The 18,178-nt window shown below is 67.8% G+C and carries 15 protein-coding genes; 10 read left to right on the top strand and 5 right to left on the bottom strand.

The window, feature by feature from the left end; translation table 11 throughout:
* Nucleotides 1-77: 77 nt before the first annotated feature.
* Nucleotides 78-257, bottom strand: coding sequence for a hypothetical protein (locus ACETPF_RS16180; protein ID WP_373935582.1), 180 nt, complete (start codon nt 255-257; stop codon nt 78-80).
* Nucleotides 258-267: 10 nt separating this feature from the next.
* Here ACETPF_RS16180 and ACETPF_RS16185 point away from each other — a divergent pair, with 10 nt between their 5' ends.
* Genes ACETPF_RS16185 through ACETPF_RS16210 form a run of 6 tightly spaced genes read left to right on the top strand, consistent with a single transcriptional unit; the run spans nt 268 to nt 6,981 of the window.
* Entirely contained in the window at nt 268-1,053 is a 786-nt protein-coding gene (locus ACETPF_RS16185) for a P-loop NTPase family protein (protein ID WP_373935583.1), read from the top strand.
* Nucleotides 1,043-2,503 carry an O-antigen ligase family protein gene (locus tag ACETPF_RS16190; RefSeq protein ID WP_373935584.1) on the top strand — a complete coding sequence of 487 codons (1,461 nt, stop codon included), beginning with the start codon at nt 1,043-1,045 and terminating at the stop codon, nt 2,501-2,503. The genes ACETPF_RS16185 and ACETPF_RS16190 overlap by 11 nt, the downstream gene beginning before the upstream one ends.
* Nucleotides 2,500-3,897, top strand: coding sequence for a lipopolysaccharide biosynthesis protein (locus ACETPF_RS16195; protein WP_373935585.1), 1,398 nt, complete (start codon nt 2,500-2,502; stop codon nt 3,895-3,897). Before ACETPF_RS16190 ends, ACETPF_RS16195 begins: the two co-directional genes overlap by 4 nt.
* A complete protein-coding gene (locus tag ACETPF_RS16200) occupies nt 3,894-4,997 on the top strand; it encodes a glycosyltransferase family 4 protein (RefSeq protein WP_373935586.1) in 1,104 nt (367 codons plus the stop codon). Before ACETPF_RS16195 ends, ACETPF_RS16200 begins: the two co-directional genes overlap by 4 nt.
* Nucleotides 4,994-5,953 (top strand): glycosyltransferase family 2 protein, encoded by a 960-nt coding sequence (locus ACETPF_RS16205; RefSeq protein WP_373935587.1) that lies wholly within the window; start codon nt 4,994-4,996, stop codon nt 5,951-5,953. Before ACETPF_RS16200 ends, ACETPF_RS16205 begins: the two co-directional genes overlap by 4 nt.
* Complete coding sequence (locus ACETPF_RS16210) at nt 5,950-6,981, top strand: UDP-glucuronic acid decarboxylase family protein (RefSeq protein ID WP_373935588.1); 1,032 nt, start codon at nt 5,950-5,952, stop codon at nt 6,979-6,981. The genes ACETPF_RS16205 and ACETPF_RS16210 overlap by 4 nt, the downstream gene beginning before the upstream one ends.
* A gap of 101 nt (nt 6,982-7,082) precedes the next feature.
* Here the strand turns inward: ACETPF_RS16210 and ACETPF_RS16215 are convergent, their stop codons facing one another.
* The gene (locus ACETPF_RS16215; protein ID WP_373935589.1) at nt 7,083-7,967 is read right to left on the bottom strand and encodes a LysR family transcriptional regulator; all 885 of its coding nucleotides are present in this window, start codon (nt 7,965-7,967) and stop codon (nt 7,083-7,085) included.
* A gap of 98 nt (nt 7,968-8,065) precedes the next feature.
* Here ACETPF_RS16215 and ACETPF_RS16220 point away from each other — a divergent pair, with 98 nt between their 5' ends.
* Nucleotides 8,066-9,562, top strand: coding sequence for a CoA-acylating methylmalonate-semialdehyde dehydrogenase (locus ACETPF_RS16220; RefSeq protein ID WP_373935590.1), 1,497 nt, complete (start codon nt 8,066-8,068; stop codon nt 9,560-9,562).
* Nucleotides 9,563-9,599: 37 nt separating this feature from the next.
* Here ACETPF_RS16220 and ACETPF_RS16225 read toward each other — a convergent pair whose 3' ends face one another.
* Complete coding sequence (locus tag ACETPF_RS16225; RefSeq protein ID WP_373935591.1) at nt 9,600-10,964, bottom strand: ATP-binding protein; 1,365 nt, start codon at nt 10,962-10,964, stop codon at nt 9,600-9,602.
* The gene (locus tag ACETPF_RS16230; RefSeq protein ID WP_373935592.1) at nt 10,961-11,689 is read right to left on the bottom strand and encodes a response regulator; all 729 of its coding nucleotides are present in this window, start codon (nt 11,687-11,689) and stop codon (nt 10,961-10,963) included. The genes ACETPF_RS16225 and ACETPF_RS16230 overlap by 4 nt, the downstream gene beginning before the upstream one ends.
* A gap of 299 nt (nt 11,690-11,988) precedes the next feature.
* Between ACETPF_RS16230 and ACETPF_RS16235 the strand changes: the two genes are divergently transcribed.
* From ACETPF_RS16235 to ACETPF_RS16245, 3 genes are read left to right on the top strand one after another with little or no spacing between them, the layout of a single operon-like run.
* The gene (locus ACETPF_RS16235; RefSeq protein WP_373935593.1) at nt 11,989-13,122 is read left to right on the top strand and encodes an efflux RND transporter periplasmic adaptor subunit; all 1,134 of its coding nucleotides are present in this window, start codon (nt 11,989-11,991) and stop codon (nt 13,120-13,122) included.
* A 9-nt stretch (nt 13,123-13,131) separates the two neighbouring features.
* A complete protein-coding gene (locus ACETPF_RS16240) occupies nt 13,132-16,275 on the top strand; it encodes an efflux RND transporter permease subunit (RefSeq protein ID WP_373935594.1) in 3,144 nt (1,047 codons plus the stop codon).
* Nucleotides 16,272-17,636, top strand: coding sequence for an efflux transporter outer membrane subunit (locus ACETPF_RS16245; RefSeq protein WP_373935595.1), 1,365 nt, complete (start codon nt 16,272-16,274; stop codon nt 17,634-17,636). The genes ACETPF_RS16240 and ACETPF_RS16245 overlap by 4 nt, the downstream gene beginning before the upstream one ends.
* A gap of 327 nt (nt 17,637-17,963) precedes the next feature.
* Here ACETPF_RS16245 and ACETPF_RS16250 read toward each other — a convergent pair.
* A partial coding sequence (locus tag ACETPF_RS16250; protein ID WP_373935596.1) for a hypothetical protein occupies nt 17,964-18,178 on the bottom strand: 215 nt, incomplete at its 5' end.

The following is an 18,178-nucleotide window of genomic DNA, read 5'->3' on the forward strand; positions in this document are numbered from 1 at the left end:
ACTGAAATTACGAATAAATCGAATAACGAATTACATGAAATGCAATAAACAACTCGACGAATCATCAAATCATGAAGTCATGGAAATTGAAAATCGATGACCCTTCCATAGGCATTAACCACGATAAATTTGGATGTTTCATTTTGATCCATCTGATTTCGGCAAGTTGATTCATGATTTTGGCGCAGTGATAATGCACTTGATGGCAGTGCTACCGATTCTTCATTGCCATCCAACAAGAGGAAGCCAGCAGTCATGTTGTGCACATTGGGTTTTCATCGCGCGGATCAGGCAGCGACCTGGAATGGCGGCATCGGCTTTGCGCGGTGCCGCGACTGCGCGACCGACCTGGTGCAACGGCCCGGCGCGCGTTGGCGGGCGGTGCCGCGAGGTTATGCCGTGGTCTGGCGTCCGGCTGATCCTATCGCGGCTCCCGCCGCCCGCCTCGCGCCGCCCCCGGCGGCGCCTGCCTCCCGAGACTATCGCCACCTCGTCCGCCGCCTTGCGGGACAGCAGGGGCCGCGCATCCTGGTCGTCAGCGCCGAATGCCCGGCCTCTGCCGCCAACGACACGCTGCTGCTGCTCGCCGCCATGCTCCAGGACGAACTGCGCGGCCGGCTTCTCCTCATCGACGCGACGCTGGCGCAGGACGGGATCAGCGCCCCGCTGGGCGCCACCGGCGCGGCCGGTCTGTCCGACATCATCGGCGACGACCCCTGGCTCGCGGTCGAGCGGATGCGGATGCTCGCCCGTCCCGACCTCTATCTCCTGCCGGCGGGACAGAACCCCGCCAGCGGCAGGCCCGATCGGCTGGCGGCGATGCTGCCCTTCCTGACGCGCCATTTCGACCATCTGCTGATCCAGCAGCGCTCGATCGCCGCCGACACCCGCAACCTGGCGCTTGCCGCCCGCGCCGACTGCGTCGCCCTGGTGGCGGAGGAAGGCCGCACCCCTATGGCCCGGCTCGACACCGCCCGCGCCCTCTATGCGGCGAGCGGCATCGCGCCGGCCGGCATCATCCTCGCCACGCGCGGATCGCGCCATGGCGACTGACACGCGGCCGCCCCGCGCGACCCTGCCGCTCGCCCTCGCCGCAGCGCTGCCCGCCGCGCTGATCGTCGCCGGCGGAACGGCCGCCCGCGCGCCGCTGGCGCTCGCCGGGGCAGCGCTGCTCGGCGGCGGACTCTGGGCCAGCGGCAATCCCCGCCTCGCCTGCCTCTGGGGCGTCGGCCTCACCGCGCCGCTCGCGATCGCCAAGCGTTTCTCGCCCATGCCGCATATGGGCGGGGCCGGGGCCTATGCGATCGAGGCGGTGGACATCTTCCTCGCCGCTCTTGCCCTGTTCCAGCTGCGCGACGGCATCCGTATGCGGCTCCCGCTCCCCGCGCTCTGCTGGGCCGGCATGATCCTGCTCGGCCTGCTGGACGCGCTCGCAGGCCCCTGGCGCCAGCTAGCCCTTGCCGAAGCGGCGCAGATGGCCAAGTCGCTCTTCCTCTTCCTCATCCTCGCCGCCGAACTAGTCCGCGTTCCCCGCTTCCTGCACCTGTTCGCCTCGCTCTGCTGCGGCCTGCTGCTCCAGTCGGCCGTTGGCATCGCCCAATATGTGAAGCGCGGCGACATCGGCCTTCAGATGCTTGGCGAAGCGACGATGACGACACTCGATTACGCCAACCGCGCGACATACATGGATGGCGGCGCGACCTTTCGCGTCGGCGGCCTGCTCGGCCATCCCAACATCCTTGCCGGCTTCCTCGCGATGCTCGCGCCGATGCTGCTGGCGATGCTGATGACCCGGCTGACACTCCCGGCGAAGGCCGCCATCGGTGCGGTGCTTGGCCTCTCCCTGCTGGCGCTGCTCCTCACCCTGTCGCGCTCGGGCTGGCTCGCTTTCGCGCTTGCGCTGCCGGTCGCCATCGGCCTGATGCTGCGCGATCGCGCGTCCCGCCGCCGCACCCTTGCCGTCACCGCGCTCGCCGGCACGATCGGCCTGATCGCCGCGCTCGCGGCCGCCCCCGCCATCGTGCGCCGCTTCACCCGCAGCGATCCGGGCGCGGTCGATTTCCGCTGGGAATGGATGGGCGTCGCCTGGGACATGGTGCGCGATCATCCGCTGACCGGCGTCGGCCTCAACAGCTTCGTCTATCACCTCCCCGGCCGCACGGCGCATGGCGGTGCCGAAGGGCTGACGCGCAGCTTCGGCGCGAACTGGCCGGTGGTCCACGACATCTACCTGCTGATCTGGGCGGAGCAGGGCACGATCGGCCTCGCCCTCTTTCTCCTGATGCTGGCGCTGATGCTCCGCACCGGCTGGCGCAACGCCCGCGCGCGCGTCGATCCCATGCTTCACGCGCTCAACGCCGGCGCGCTCGCGGGCCTCTGCGCCAACATGATCGACGGCTTCGGCAGCTTCTTCCTGCGCCAGATGCCGGCCGGCCGGACCTTCTGGATTCTCGCCGCGATCCTCGTCGCGATCGACCGCTGTCGGCGGAGGCTTGCGCCATGAGCCGCCTCATCCGCAACGGCCTCAGCCTGATCGCCGGCCGCATCCTCCTCTCCGCCGCGCGGATGCTCGCCGCGCTCGCCGTCGCGCGGCTTGCCGGGGCGGAGAGCTTCGGCGCCTACGCCCTCCTTCTCAGCCTCATCGGCATCGCCGAATGGCTGGTCGATTTCGGCCAGACCGACATCGCCGTCCGCGACATGGCCCGCCGCCCCCACCGCCGCGCCGCGACCCTCGCCGCGCTTGCCCGCGCAAAGCTATGGCAGGGGACCGCCACCGCGTTCGCCCTGCCGCTGCTGCTGCTCGTGAGCGGCCAGGGAGCATTGGTGCTCGCCGGCTGCGCGGGCAGCGTCGCCATTCTCGCCATCGCCGCGCTCCAGCCTGCCCGCGTCGCGCTGCGCCTCGCGCTGCGGATGGACCGCGACATCGGTGCGGAGCTTGCGGGCGTCGCACTGATGCTCCCGCTCCTTTTCCTCGCCAGCCTTGCCCATGCGCCGCTCCCGCTCCTGATCGCCAGCCTCGCCGCCGGCCGCCTGCTGCAAGCCGTGCTGACGATCCGCTGGGCCGGCCCGCTGGGGCATCCTGCCCGCCACGCCCTCGATCCTCTCCACCTCGCCCGCCGCGCCGCGCCCTTGGGCTTCGCCGGTCTCCTCGTCCTCCTTTACGACGCGCTCGCCCCGCTGCTGCTTGCGCGCCTCACCGACTGGCGCGCGGTCGCGCTCTTCGCCGCCGCCAGCCGCTTCACCAGCCCCGCGCTGGTCGCGATCCAGGCGCTGAACGGCGCCTTCTTCCCCGTTCTTTCGGGCCAGTCGCGGCGCGACCCCGCCGCCTTCGCCCGCACCCAGCAGGATGCGCTGCTCCTCGCCATGGCGCTCGCCGCCCCGCTCTTTGCCGGTCTCCATGTCGCGGCCGAAGCGATCATGCGCCTGCTTGGCCCCGATTTCGCCGCCGCCGCGCCGCTGTTGCGGCTCATGGCCTGGGTGCTGCTCGCCCGCGCCGTCACCACCGCCATGTCGCCGCTGATCCTGATCGCGGGGCGACAGGGCAGGGCGATGCGCCTCACCCTCGCCGCACTCATCGCGCAATGCGCCGCGCTTCTCCTGCTCGTGCCGCGCTTTGGCGCGCTGGGTGCGGCGATCGGCTATCTCGCGATCGAATTCACGCTCGGCACGCTGGCGGTCTCGGCGCTGGCGCAATCCAGCACCGGGGTCCGGCTCGACTGGTCGCCGGTCGCGCGCGCGGCCGGAGCCGCCATCCTCCTGACGCTGCTGATCGGCGCGACACCCCTTGCCGGCACGCTCGCCGGCGGCGCGCTCGCCGCGCTGCTGACCTGCGTGGCGACGCTCGCCCTCTCCCACCGCCGCCTCGCCACCCTCCGCCCGCAGGAGCGGCCCGCATGACCACCCCCCGCATAGCTATCGCCTGTCCCGGCGTCGGCCTCGTCCAGCGCGGCTTCGAGCGGCTGTTCCGCGACCTGTTCGACGAGATGCGCGGCGAGTTCACCATGACTCTCTTCAAAGGCGGCGGACCAAAATCGCCTGACGAAGTCACCCTCCCCTTCCTCGCGCGCGGCGGGCGAGCAATCGGCTACCTGCCGCTCCACCGCCTGATCGGCCGCACCCCGATGCACGCCGAATGCCTGACCTTCGCGCTCGCGCTGCTGCCGCATCTGACCGCCGGCCGCTACGACATCGTCCATGTGATCGACCCGCCCCTCGCGCGCCTGCTGTTCCACCTGCGCCGCCTGCTGCGCCTGCGCTTCCGCCTCCTCTATACGGAGGGCACGGCGATGCCGCCCGCCGACTATCCCCCCTGCGACCGGCTGCACCAGATGTCGGCGGCGACGCTGAGCGACGCCGTGGCGCACGGCCACGACCCCCGCGCCATGACCCTCATCCCCTGCGGCTACCGGCCCCGCCGCTTCACGCCCAGCACGGACCGCGCGACATTGCGCGCCCGCCACGGCATCGCCCCCGACCGCTTCGTCATCCTCTGCGTCGCCGCGCTCAACCGCGCGCATAAGCGCACCCATCATCTGATCGACGAAGTCGCCGCCATGCCGGGCGACCCCCTTCTCTGGCTCGACGGCAGCCTCGACCATGGCGACCCGGACCTCCCCGCTTATGCCCGGGCGCGACTGGGCGACAATGTCCGCGTCACCCATGTCCCAACCGAGCAGGTCGCCGATCTCCTCGCCCTCGCCGACGTCATGCCCCATGCCGCCACGTTCGAGGCGTTCGGCATCGCCATCGTGGAGGCCGCCGCCGCCGGCCTCCCCGTCCTGACCCACGACGCCCCCCATTTCCGCTGGCTGCTGCCCAACCCCGCCTGCTGGATCGACATGACAGCGCCCGGCGCGCTCGCCGCCGCCCTCGCCCGCTTGCGGCTCGACCCGGCCGAGCGCAGCGCCCGGCGCATGCAGGGCTATGCCCGCACCACCTATGCCTGGCCCGCCCTGCGCCCCGCCTGGGGCACCCTTTACCGGAGCATGATGCCATGACCGCCCGCCTCGCCATCGTCATCGTCAATTGGAATGTCCGCGACCTGCTGCGCGAATGCCTCACCGCCCTCGCCGCCAGCACCGGCCTGCCCGACGCCGCCGTCGACACCATCGTCGTCGACAACGCCTCGCACGATGGCAGCGGTGCCATGGTGGGCCGGGACTTCCCTTGGGTCCGCCTGATCAAAAGCGGCGCGAATCTCGGCTTCGCGCGCGGCTGCCAGCTTGGATACGAGGCGACCGCCGCCCCCATCGTCATGCTGCTCAATCCCGACACGGTCGTCGATCCCGACGCCATCGCCGCGATGCTCGCCACGATCGAGGAGGACGCCGCGATCGGCATCCTCGGCTCGCGCCTGCGCAACAGCGACGGCAGTTTCCAGCGGGCGAGCGGCGGCGCGTTCCCGACCCTCGCCAACCTCGCCTGCAACTATCTCTTTCTCGGCCGGCTGCTGCCCCGCCGCTGGCGGCCACCTGCCGTCTATCTGGACGACGACCCGCCCGGCGTGCGGGCCATCGACTGGGTATCGGGCGCGTCGCTCACCTTCCGTCGCGAAGCCGTCGGCCCGACCATCTTCCACCCCGCCTTCTTCATGTTCGGCGAGGATATGGAACTGTGCCAGCGCGTCGCCAAAGCCGGCTGGCGCGTGGTCTATTCCGCCCGGCAGAGCATCACCCACCATCATGGGGCGAGCTTTTCGCGCCAATCGTCGCTGGACGTGCTCGCCAGCGTTTACAAGGGCCCGCGCTTCTTCTTCCGTCAGGGCAGGGGGCCGCTCGCCCGCGCCGCCTACGACGCGATCCTGTTCATCGGTTATGCCGCGCGCTGGGTGGCCTTCAGCCTGCTGGGCGCACTCCGCCGCAATCCCGACCATCGCGCCATGGCGCGCTTTTCCCGCCGCTACCTCGCGGCGATGACCGCATCCATTCTGAACCGACAGGAGGCAAGGCCATGAACAAGGGCGTCAAGAAGATACTCGTGACCGGCGGGGCGGGCTTCCTCGGCTCGCATCTGTGCGACCGGCTGGTGGCGGCGGGGCATGACGTTTTGTGCGTCGACAATCTCTTCACCGGATCGCGCAGCAACCTCACCCAGTTGCTCGACCGGCGCAATTTCGAGTTCATGCGCCATGACGTGACCGTGCCGCTCTATGTCGAAGTGGACGAGATCTACAATCTCGCCTGCCCGGCGTCCCCGCTGCAATATCGCATCAACCCGGTGCAAACGACCAAGACCAGCGTCCATGGCGCGATCAACATGCTGGGCCTTGCCAAGCGCACCGGCGCGAAAATCCTGCAAGCCTCGACCAGCGAAGTCTATGGCGATCCCGCCGTCCACCCGCAGCCGGAGGATTATTGGGGCCATGTCAATCCCATCGGCCCGCGCGCCTGCTATGACGAGGGGAAGCGCTGCGCCGAAACGCTCTTCTTCGACTATCACCGGCAGGGGCGGGTGCGGATCAAGGTCGCGCGCATCTTCAACAGCTACGGCCCGCGCATGGACCCGGCGGACGGGCGCGTTGTCTCCAACTTCATCTGCCAGGCGCTGACCGGCCAGCCCATCACCCTCTATGGCGACGGCGCGCAGACCCGGTCCTTCTGCTATGTCGACGATCTGGTCGATGGCCTCATCCGCCTGATGGACAGCGCGGACGCCATCACCGGCCCGATCAACATCGGCAATCCGGGCGAATTCACCATCCGCGATCTCGCTGAAACCGTGCTGGACCTCACCGGCTCCCAATCCGCCCTGATCCGCAAGCCGCTTCCCGCCGACGACCCGCGCCAGCGACGCCCGGACATCACGCGCGCGCGGGCGGACCTTGGCTGGAGCCCGAAAATCCCGCTGCGTGAAGGGCTTACCCGCACCATCGCCTATTTCGACGCCCTCTTGAGCGGCCCGGCGGCCGGCCCGTCCCCGCTCCAGGGCGACCTGCTGTTCCCGCTGCCCCCCCGCCCCGCCCCGCCCCAACTCAGCCTCTGAAGACCGCCCAAGACCCTGTGCTAACAAAGTGCGATAACCAAAATTATGTTAAATAGTGCGTCCTGGAAACCGCCAAACAACTGTCCAGCTCGCTGTCCAAATCAGAAATCGGCCCGCCTGTCCGCCACCACCGCATCGATGAAATCCATCACCGCCCGGACCCTGGGCAACCGCTGCATGTCGGCATGGACCGCCAGCCAATAGCTGCGGTGTATCTCGACCTCGGGCAGCAGCCGAACCAGCGCGGGATCATGCTCGGCGGCGAACAGGTGCAGCACCCCAAGGCCAAATCCCCCCGCCACCGCCGCATGCTGCGCCGCGATCGATGTCGACCGGAACACCGGGGTCGCATCGGCCGATACTTCCGACAGGAAGCGCAGCTCGGGAATGTCGATCCGCGCGTCGATGTACCAGGCGAAGGGATGATCGGACAGACGATCCGCCGTTACCGGACCATGCGCCTCCAGATAGGCGCGCGAGGCATAGAGCCCCAGCCGATAGTCGATCAGGCGCCGCGCCACCACCGGGCCACTTACCGGCCGGTTGAGCAGCACCGCGACATCCGCGTCCCGGTTGGCCAGGCTCACCATTCGCGACTCGGGCGCCAGCTCCAGCCGCAATTCGGGGTGCGCCCGGTGCAGCCTGTGGATTTGCGGCGCGACCAGATAGGCGCCGAACGCCTCGGGCGTCGCCAGCCGCACCGCGCCCGTCACCCGCGCGTCCCCGCCGCCCAGCATCTCGGTCGCGGCCGCCATCTCGCCCTCGATCCGTTCGGCATGGTCGAGCAGCTTCTGCCCCGCCTCGGTCAGCTGCACGCCGCGCGGCCCCCGGTCGAACAGCCGGCTCCCCACCGCGGCCTCCAGATTGCTGAGCCGCCGCGCCACCGTGCTATGGTCGAGCCCCAGCCGCCGCCCTGCCCCGGCCAGCCGCGCCGTCCGCGCCACCGCCAGGAAGAGGCGGACATCATCCCAGTTCAGTGCCGACATATATGCACAGCCCTATCGGCAATTTCCTATGTTCCTGTGGCAATTTGCATGGACTAAACCGCCATCCTGCACAAGCATCACGCCACAGGAGAGCCGCCATGCGTCTGATCAGCCACTTCATCGACGGCCAGACCGTCTCGCAGCCCGACCGTCTGGGCGACGTCTATGCCCCCACCATCGGCCAGGTGCAGGCGCAGGTCGAACTCGCCGACATCGCCATGCTGGACCGCGCCATCGCCAGCGCGAAGGCGGCGCAGCCCGAATGGGCCGCCACCAACCCGCAGCGCCGCGCCCGCGTCATGTTCGCCTACAAGGCGCTGATCGAAGCGCATATGGACGAACTCGCCGAACTGCTCGCCTCCGAACATGGCAAGGTCGTGTCCGACGCGAAGGGCGACATCCAGCGCGGGCTGGAGGTCGTGGAATTCGCCTGCGGCATCCCCCATCTGCTGAAGGGCGAATATACACAGGGCGCTGGCCCCGGCATCGACGTCTATTCGATGCGCCAGCCGCTCGGCATCGCGGCCGGCATCACCCCCTTCAACTTCCCGGCGATGATCCCGCTCTGGATGTCCTCGGTCGCCATCGCCTGCGGCAACGCCTTCATCCTGAAGCCCTCGGAGCGCGATCCCTCGGTCCCCGTCCGCCTCGCCGAACTGATGATCGAGGCCGGCCTGCCCAAGGGGATCCTGAACGTCGTCCATGGCGACAAGCTGATCGTCGACGCGATCTGCGACCATCCAGACATCAAGGCGGTCAGCTTCGTCGGCTCGTCCGACATCGCCAACTATGTCTATCAACGCGCCGCCGCGGCGGGCAAGCGCGCCCAGTGCATGGGCGGGGCCAAGAATCACGGCATCGTCCTGCCTGACGCCGATCTCGACCAGACCGTCGCCGACCTGCTCGGCGCGGCCTATGGATCGGCCGGCGAACGCTGCATGGCGCTCCCCGTCGTGGTGCCGGTCGGCGAGAAGACGGCCGAAGCGCTGCGCGCCAGGATCGTCGAGGGCATCGAAACGCTCAAGGTCGGCATCTCGACCGACGCCGACGCCCATTATGGCCCGGTCGTCAGCGCCCAGCACAAGGCGCGGATCGAGGATTATATCCAGATGGCGGTGGACGAGGGATCGGAACTGGTGGTCGATGGCCGGGGCTTCTCGCTCCAGGGCTATGAGGAAGGCTATTTCCTCGCCCCCACCTTCCTCGACCGCGTGACGCCGACCATGCGAAGCTACCAGGAAGAGATTTTCGGCCCGGTGCTCCAGATGGTCCGCGCCGAAAGCTTCGAGGAAGCGGTCGGCCTCGCCACGCGCCACCAATATGGCAATGGTGTCGCCCTCTTCACCCGCAACGGCGACGCCGCCCGCCGCTTCGCCAGCGAGGTGGAGGTCGGCATGGTCGGCATCAATGTGCCGATCCCGGTCCCGGTCGCCTATCACAGCTTCGGCGGCTGGAAGCGGTCGGGCTTCGGCGACATGGATCAATATGGCATGGACGGCGTGCGCTTCTACACCCGCACCAAGAAGGTGACGCAGCGCTGGCCGAGCGGCGGTTCCGTGATCGACCAGAGCTTCATCATTCCGACGATGAAGTAAGCCGGGGCAGGGGCCGGGACGCTCAGCCGTCCCGGCCTTACCCTTTCATGTCGATGGTGGCGATCAGGCCGCCATCATCGGCATTGCGCAGCCTCACCGACGCCTCGAAACTCATCGCCAGAGACCGCGCGATGGTGAGGCCGATGCCGGTGCCGTGCCGCCCGCCCGGCTGGCCGCCCTGCCCCCGCGTGAAGGGCTCGAACATCTGGTCGAGCTGGTCGGCGGGAATGCCCGCGCCATGGTCGCGGACATGGATCATCAGCCGGCCATGGCCCCGGGCGCAACTGATCTCCGCCCCGCCGCCATATTTGACCGCATTGTCCACCAGATTGCCGATGCAGCGGCTGAGCGCATTGGGCTTGACCCGAACCGTCCCGCCGCAGCCGCTGACGAAGCGCACCGGCTGGCCCAGATCCTGCGCGTCCTCGGCCATGCTGGCGAGCAGCGAATCGATGTCGAGCAGCGACCATTCCTCCCGCGCCTCGGTGCTGCTGGCCAGGTCCAGCCCCTCGCGCACCAAAGTCTGCATCGCCTGGTGATCGGCCAGCAGCCGCTCGCGCAGCTCGCCATTCTCGACCAGCTCCAGCCGTAGCCGCAGGCGCGTCAGCGGCGTCTGGAGATCATGGCTGATCGCCGCGAGCAGCTGCGTCCGCTCCGCAAAGCCTGCCCGTGCCCGCCGCTGCATCAGGTTGAAGGTGGATAGCGCCGCGCGCACTTCCTCCGGCCCCGTCTCGGGTATTTCCTCCGGGTCGAGCGACAGCGAAAAGGCTTCCGCCGCCCGCTCCAGCCGGCGCAACGGCTTCGACACGAAGCGCCCGACCAATATGGCCAGCCCCGCCGACGCGACGATGATGACGATCAAGTAGAGCGGATTGAACACCGTGCTCGGCGGCTTGGCGATGCGCGGGAAGGTCAGCGCCATGGCGCGCCGCTGCCCGCCCATGTCGGTGAAGCGCACGATCCAGCAATCGGGGCGCGGCGCGTCGATCAGCCCCGCAGCACGGTTCTTCCGCAGATTTTCCGGCAGGCACAGGCCCATCGGCACTTGCCCCGCTTCGGGCTGCGATCGCGCCCCGAACCGCTCTTCGAGCGCATCGATCAGCCCCGCGTCCGGCTCGCTCAGCGCCACCCCCTCGGGCGCGGGATAGGCGCCGACGATATTGTGCGCCGCCATCATCGCCTCGACGCGCACGGGATCGCGCCGCAGCCGCTCGGCGATATCGACCGCGCTCGCCACCACCCTCTGCCGCCGCACCCGCTCGAAATCGCGGTGCCGCGCCTGCTCCGCCACCAGCAGCGCAATGATCGCCGCCACCGACATGCCCAGGGTCAGGATGAGGAAGATCTGCCCCGCCATGCTGCGGAAGAAGGCGCGCCCCCGCAGCGCCCAGCGCGCCATCATGAATAGTCCACCCCGCTTGCCAGCACATAGCCTTCGCCCCGCACCGTCAGGATCAGGTCGCCGCCACCGGGAATCGTCGCCAGCTTCTGCCGCAGGCGGCTGACCTGAAGGTCGATCGATCGGTCGAACGCCGCCGTCGCCCGCCGCTCGGGCAGCAATGTCTCGCGCGCCAGCACGACATTGGGCTCCTCGATGAAGCGGCCGAGCAGGCGGAATTCGGCCGACGACAGCATCACCAGCCGCTCATCGGGCGCGACCAGCCGGCGCTGTTGCAGGTCCAGCCGCCACGGCCCGACATGGGCATAGCGCGCCGGGCTACGCCCACCGCCATTCTCGCCCCGTCCCCGCCGCAGCAGGTTGCGGATGCGCACCAGCAATTCGCGCGGCTCGAACGGCTTGGTCAGATAATCGTCCGCGCCCAGCTCCAGCCCCAGCACCCGGTCGATCGCGCTGCCGCGCGCCGTCACCATGATGATCTGCACGTCCGACCCCTCGCCGCGCAATTCGCGGCACAGCGCCAGCCCGTCGCCATCGGGCAGGTTGAGGTCGAGGACGATGAGGTCGATCGGCTCGGCCGCCATCAGCGCTCGCAATTCGCCGATGCTCGAAGCGCCCAGCAGCCGGTAATTCTGCTGCCGCAGCTGCGCGACGATCAGATCGCGAATGTCGGCGTCGTCATCGACCACCACGATCGTCGCGCCGCCTTTGGGGCTGAAGTCCGGCATTCTTTCTTCCTAACGCCGTCCTGAGGCCGAGTCTGCCCCCGCGCGCACCTGATACAGGCTGATACAGAGCGATACGTCCCGATGCCACGCTGCGACAGATTGACGACAAATTGCTCTTTTGCGTGACTGGCGAAATGGGGATGACAGACCTGTCGGCACCCCCCGCCGACGCCAGCCGGAGCGTCCGCCCTGCGCCCGACCGCATGGTATCCCTCCCCAAGCCCCCCCCCCCCGCCATGCGGCCGGGACAAGCGAGCGGCGGCGCTCCGACTGGCAAGCCCTAGGATGTGCGTATCGACATGCCCTTGCCCACATGCCTTCAGAGCCTTCGGGTCGCGCCGCTGGCTTTCTCTCTCCTGATAACCGCCTGCGGACAGCAAAAGCCGCCGCAGAAGGGTCCGGTGGAAGTGGGCGTGGTGACGTTGACGGCGCAGGACGCCACGGTATCGACCGAACTGCCGGGTCGCACCGTGTCGACCATGATGTCGGAGGTGCGGCCGCAGGTCGCTGGCCTTATCAAGCAACGCCTGTTTACCGAAGGCGCGATGGTGCGCGCCGGCCAGCCCCTCTACCAGATCGACCCGCGCCTCTATCGCGCCTCGCGGGACGAGGCGCAGGCGGCGCTGATGAGCGCGCAGGCGACCGCCGCCGCCGCGCAGGCCCGCGCCCAGCGCTATCGCAGCCTCGGCGAGACCGAGGCAGTCAGCGCGCAGGACCGCGACGACGTCATCGCCGCCGCCCGCAAGGCGCAGGCGGCCGTGGCGCAAGCGCGCGCCAGCCTTCAGACCAGCAGCGTCAACCTTGATTTCACCCTGGTCCGCGCCCCGATCGGCGGGCGGATCGGCCGCACGCTCTTCACCCCCGGTGCGCTGGTGACGACCAGCCAGGCCGATCCGCTGACGACGATCCAGCAGCTTGATCCCATCTATGTCGACATCACCCAGTCGAGCGCCCAGTTGCTCCAGCTGCGCCGCTCGCTCGCGGCGGGCAGGACGCTGCCGGCGAGCGCGACCATTCGCTTGAAGCTGGAAGACGGCACCGATTATCCGATCGAGGGGCGGGTCGAATTCGCCGAGCCGATCGTCGACGTGAACAGCGGCACCGTCACCCTGCGCGCACGCTTTCCCAATCCTGACGGGCTGCTTTTGCCCGGCATGTTCGTCCGCGTTATCGCCCCGCAGGCAGTCGTCCCGCGCGCCATCCTCGCCCCGCAGCAGGGGATCAGCCGCGACCCCAAGGGCAATGCCACCGCGCTCGTCGTGACGAAGGGCAACAAGGTCCAGCGCCGCACCGTGACCGCCGGCCAGGCGATCGGCGACAAATGGCTCGTCACCGCCGGCCTCAAGCCCGGCGACCGGCTGATCGTCGAGGGCACCGACAAGGTCAGGCCCGACGATGTCGTGAAGCCCGTCGCCGTCGCTGCCGCAAAATAGGGCGGACCGATGCTCAGCCGCTATTTCATCGACCGGCCGATCTTCGCCTGGGTCATCGCCATCGGCATCATGCTGGCGGGCCTGGGCGCAATGCTCTCGCTGCCGATCGCCCAATATCCCGACATCGCCCCGCCCGGCGTGTCGGTCAGCGCCACCTATCCCGGCGCGTCCGCCGAAACCGTCGAATCGAGCGTCACCCAGGTCATCGAGCAGCAACTGACCGGCGTCGACGGCCTCATGTATTTCTCGTCCTCCTCCTCGTCCAACGGCCAGGCCCAGATCAGCGTGACCTTCCAGAAAGGAACCGATCCGGACACCGCGCAGGTGCAGGTCCAGAACAAGGTGCAGCAGGCGCTCAGCCGCTTGCCCAACGCCGTGCAGCAGCAGGGGCTGACCGTCACCAAGCAGCAGACCGACTTTCTGATGCTCGTCGGCCTCTATGACGAGACCGACGCCGCCAGCCAGGCGGATATCGCGGACTATCTGGTCAATAATTTCCAGGATTCGATCGCCCGCATCGACGGCATCGGATCGACCCGCATCTTCGGGTCGCAATATGCGATGCGAGTCTGGCTCGATCCCTACAAGCTCGCCGCCGTGGGGCTGATGCCTTCCGACGTGCAGAGCGCGATCGCGGCGCAGAATGTCGAGGTATCAGCCGGGCAGATCGGCGCCGATCCCGCGCCCAAGGGACAGCAGATCAACGCGACCGTCACCGCCCGCGCCCGGCTCCAGACGCCCGAGCAGTTCCGCGCCATCATCGTCAAGACCCAGAGCGACGGGTCGATCGTCCACCTGTCCGACGTCGCCCGCGTGGAACTGGGTAACGAAAATTACACGACCTCGGCCCGCATCAACGGCCATCCCGCGTCGGGCATGGCGCTTCAGCTCTCGCCCGGCGCGGACGCGCTCAAGACCGCCGAACTGGTGAAGGCAAAAGTCGCCGATCTCTCCGGCGCGCTGCCGCATGGTTACAAGGTCGTCTATCCGCGCGACACCACCCCCTTCATCAAGCTGTCGGTCGAGGAGGTCGTCCACACGCTGCTCGAAGCGGTCGGCCTGGTCGTCGTGGTGATGTTCGTCTTCCTGCAAAGCTGGCGCGCGACCCTGATCCCGGCCATCGCGGTGCCGGTGGTGCTGCTTGGCACCTTCGGCATCCTCGCGCTGTTCGGCTATTCGATCAACACGCTCACCCTGTTCGGCATGGTCCTCTCGATCGGCCTGCTGGTGGACGATGCGATCGTCGTCGTTGAAAATGTCGAGCGGCTGATGGAGGAGGATGGGCTGTCCCCGCGCGACGCGACCATCGTATCCATGTCGGAAATCGGCGGCGCGCTGGTCGGCATCGCGCTCGTCCTCTCGGCGGTGCTGCTGCCCATGGCCTTCTTCGGCGGATCGACCGGCGTCATCTATCGCCAATTCTCGATCACCATCGTCTCCTCGATGCTGCTGTCGGTGCTGGTCGCGCTGATCCTCTCACCCGCGCTCTGCGCCACGCTGCTGAAGCCCGTCAGCGCGGGCAAGAAGCACCAAGGCTGGGCCGGCAAGTTCAACCGCTGGTTCGATCGGATGACGAACGGCTATATCCGCCGCACGGAGCAGGTCATGGGCCGGCGCGCGCTGTTCTGGGGCGTCTATGCCGTCCTGCTCGCCCTTTTGGTGCTGATCTTCACCCGCCTGCCGTCCAGCTTCCTTCCCGTCGAGGATCAGGGGCAGGTCATGGTGCAAATGACCCTGCCCGCGGGCGCCAAGTCGAGCCGCACGGCGGCGGTCGCCGAACAGGTGCAGAACTACCTCTCCAGCGACGAGAAGGACAATGTGGCCTATAGCTTCATCCTGACGGGATTCAGTTTCCAGGGGCAGGGCGAAAATGTGGGCCAAGGCTTCATCAATCTCGCACCGTGGGAGGATCGCAAGGGCGCTGCCAACAGCGCGACCGCCATCGCAGGGCGGGTCAACAAGCAATTGTCGGCGATCCGGGACGCCAAGATATTGGGCATGACGCCGCCGCCGATCCGGGGACTCGGCCAATCGAGCGGCTTCACCTTCGAACTGCTGAACAGCGGCGGCCTCCCCCGCGAGCGGTTCCTGGACCTTCGCAACCAGCTGCTCGCCGCCGCGCAGAAAGACCCGCTGCTTGCCGGGGTCCGCGCCGCCACGCTGGAGGATACCCCGCAGCTCAAGATCGACATCGATTCGGAGAAGCTTTCCGTGCTGGGCCTCACCCAGCGCGACGTTGACGACGTGCTCCGCTCGGCCTGGGGCAGCACCTATGTCAACGATTTCCTCGATCGCGGCCGGGTGAAGCGCGTGTTCATGCAGGCCGACGCCCCCTATCGCGCCTTGCCGACCGACCTCGACAACTGGATGGTGCGCTCCGCCGGCACCGGGCAGATGGTGCCCTTCTCCGCCTTTGCCACCACCCGCTGGGTGATGGGGCCAACCAGCGTGCAGCGCTTTAACGGCCTTTCCGCCTACGAGCTTCAGGGACAGGCGAGCGAGGGGGCAAGCTCGGGCGAGGCGATGGACCGCATGGTCGAACTGCAAAAGCAGCTGCCCGCCGGGACCAGCTATGCATGGAGCGGCCTCTCCTATCAGGAACAGCTCTCGGGCGGGCAAGCGCCGCTGCTTTACGCGCTATCGGTGCTCGTCGTCTTCCTTTGTCTCGCAGCGCTCTACGAAAGCTGGTCGATCCCTCTCGCGGTGCTGCTGGTCATCCCGCTGGGGCTCATCGGCGCGGTGATCGCGGTGTGGGCGCGCGGGCTGGAAAACAACATCTTCTTCCAGGTCGGCCTGCTCACCACCATGGGCCTGGCCGCCAAGAATGCGATCCTGATTGTGGAGTTCGCCGAAGCCGCGCACCGCGAAGGCAAGGACGCCTACGCTTCCGCGCTGGAGGCCGCCCGGTTACGCTTTCGCCCGATCCTTATGACATCGCTCGCCTTCATCGTCGGCGTCATCCCGCTGGCGATCGCCACTGGGGCCGGCGCGCAGAGCCGCGTGGCGATCGGCACCGCCGTGGTCGGCGGCATGACGACCGCGACCTTGCTCGCTATCTTCTTCGTGCCGCTCTTCTTCTTCACCATCGCGAAACTGTTCGGATCGGACAAGCCCCGGCCCGACAAGCTCACACCTGCCGGAGTTCCGGCATGACCCGCGTTCTGTTCATCGCGCCCAGCCTGCTCACGCTCGCCGCCTGCAACCTGGCGCCCCCCTATGTCCGCCCGGCGGCGCCGGTCCCTTCCGCACTGCCGACCGGCGAGGCCTATGCGCCGCGCGCGGACGCCACTGCCGGACTGGCTTGGAACGAACTCGTGCAGGATGCCAAGCTCCGCACGATCATCGAGCGTGCCCTTGCCAACAACCGCGATCTGCGCGCCGCGCTCGCCAATGTGCAGGCGGCGCGCGGCCTCTACCGGGTGCAGCGCTCCGCGCGGCTGCCCACGATCACGGCGGACGCCGGCGCAAATTTCAGCCGCCAGAACGACCAGCGCCAGAACAGCTACAGCGCCGATATCGGCTTCAGCGTGTTCGAAATCGACCTGTTCGGCCGCGTCCGCAACCTCACCGAATCGGCGCTGCAATCCTATCTCGCGACGGAGGAAGGCGCGCGCGCCACCCGCATCAGCCTGATCGCCGAGACGGCAGATGCCTATGCGACGCTAGCGGCGGACCAGGATTTACTGGCCCTGTCGCGCAGCACGCAGGCAAGCGCCGAGCGGACATTGGCGCTCACCCGCTCGCTCAACGCCGCGGGCCTGGCGGGCAAGCTCGACGTCTATCAGGCGGAAACCACGGTCGAGCAGGCCGCCTCCGACGTTGCTGCCAATGTCACCCAGGTGGCGCAGGATCGCAACGCCATCGACCTGCTGGTCGGCGCGCCGGTCGAGCAGGCCTTGTTGCCCGGCCCGATCGACAGCCTGATCCCCGCCATCGCCCGAGCGCCCGCGGGCCTATCCTCGGCCATCCTCCTCCAGCGCCCCGACGTGTTGCAGGCCGAACATCAACTCATGGCCGCCAACGCCGACATCGGCGCGGCACGTGCGGCGCTGTTCCCGACGATCAGCCTCACATCGGCAATCGGGGTCGCAAGCTCCGCCCTGTCCTCGCTCTTCACCGGAGACGCCTTTGCCTGGTCGGTCAGCCCTTCCGCGCGACTGCCCATCTTCGGCGGCCCCAATCGCGGCAATCTCGCCTACAGCAAGGCGCAGCGCGACCTCTATGTCGCGCAATATGAGAAAGCCGTGCAGACCGCCTTCCGCGAAGTCGCCGACGCGCTTGCCCGCGATGGCACGATCGACGCGCAGCAGGCGGCGCAGCGGCGGCTGGTGCTGGCGAGCGAACGCGCCTTCGCCCTTGCCGAGCAGCGCTACCGCTCGGGCATCGATAGTTTTCTGACCGCGCTCAGCAGCCAGCGCGCGCTTTATACTGCCCGCCAATCCGCCATCGCCACGGACCTTGCGCTCGTCAGCAACCGGATCACCCTCTACCGCGCAATCGGCGCGGCCCAGTAGGGCTTTGCGTTTTTGAAACGGATCAAGCGCTCCGTACCGGAGCGTATCATTTCGTTTCGCTACGGTTTATCGCTCTTTTCCGGCACGGCGCTTATGATATTCTCCAGAAAAAGATGTTGGAGAGAGAATAGCCATGCTGTTTCTGGCACGGTGCTTGGACTGGATATGCCACGCCTTCGCGTCGGGTGCGCAGGATGAGGTGCGGCTCAACCAATTGATCTGCCCCCTTGGCCAGCGGCGTGACGCCGCTGATCGCCACAAACACTAATCGGCGTCCTCCCGACTCGCGACAAAAAAAGGCCAGTCAAAAGACCGGCCCATGAAGTTTTAGGAGAGGATGCCTGAAAGGCGGCTTCCTTGTCGCTGTACAAAATGTTGTTCGCAAATGCAGAATTCGCGCTTGATGGTTGCGAGATTTGCATTTGGACGCAAAGGCTTTGCTTCCGTAATGTCGGCTTGGTCGCTAGAGTCGGATGACATTAGATTGATCCGTACCCCGAGTTGGTGAGATAATTGCGGCATTCGGCGGGACTGAAGGTATC

Source organism: Sphingobium agrisoli (assembly GCF_041877245.1).
Lineage (GTDB): Bacteria > Pseudomonadota > Alphaproteobacteria > Sphingomonadales > Sphingomonadaceae > Sphingobium.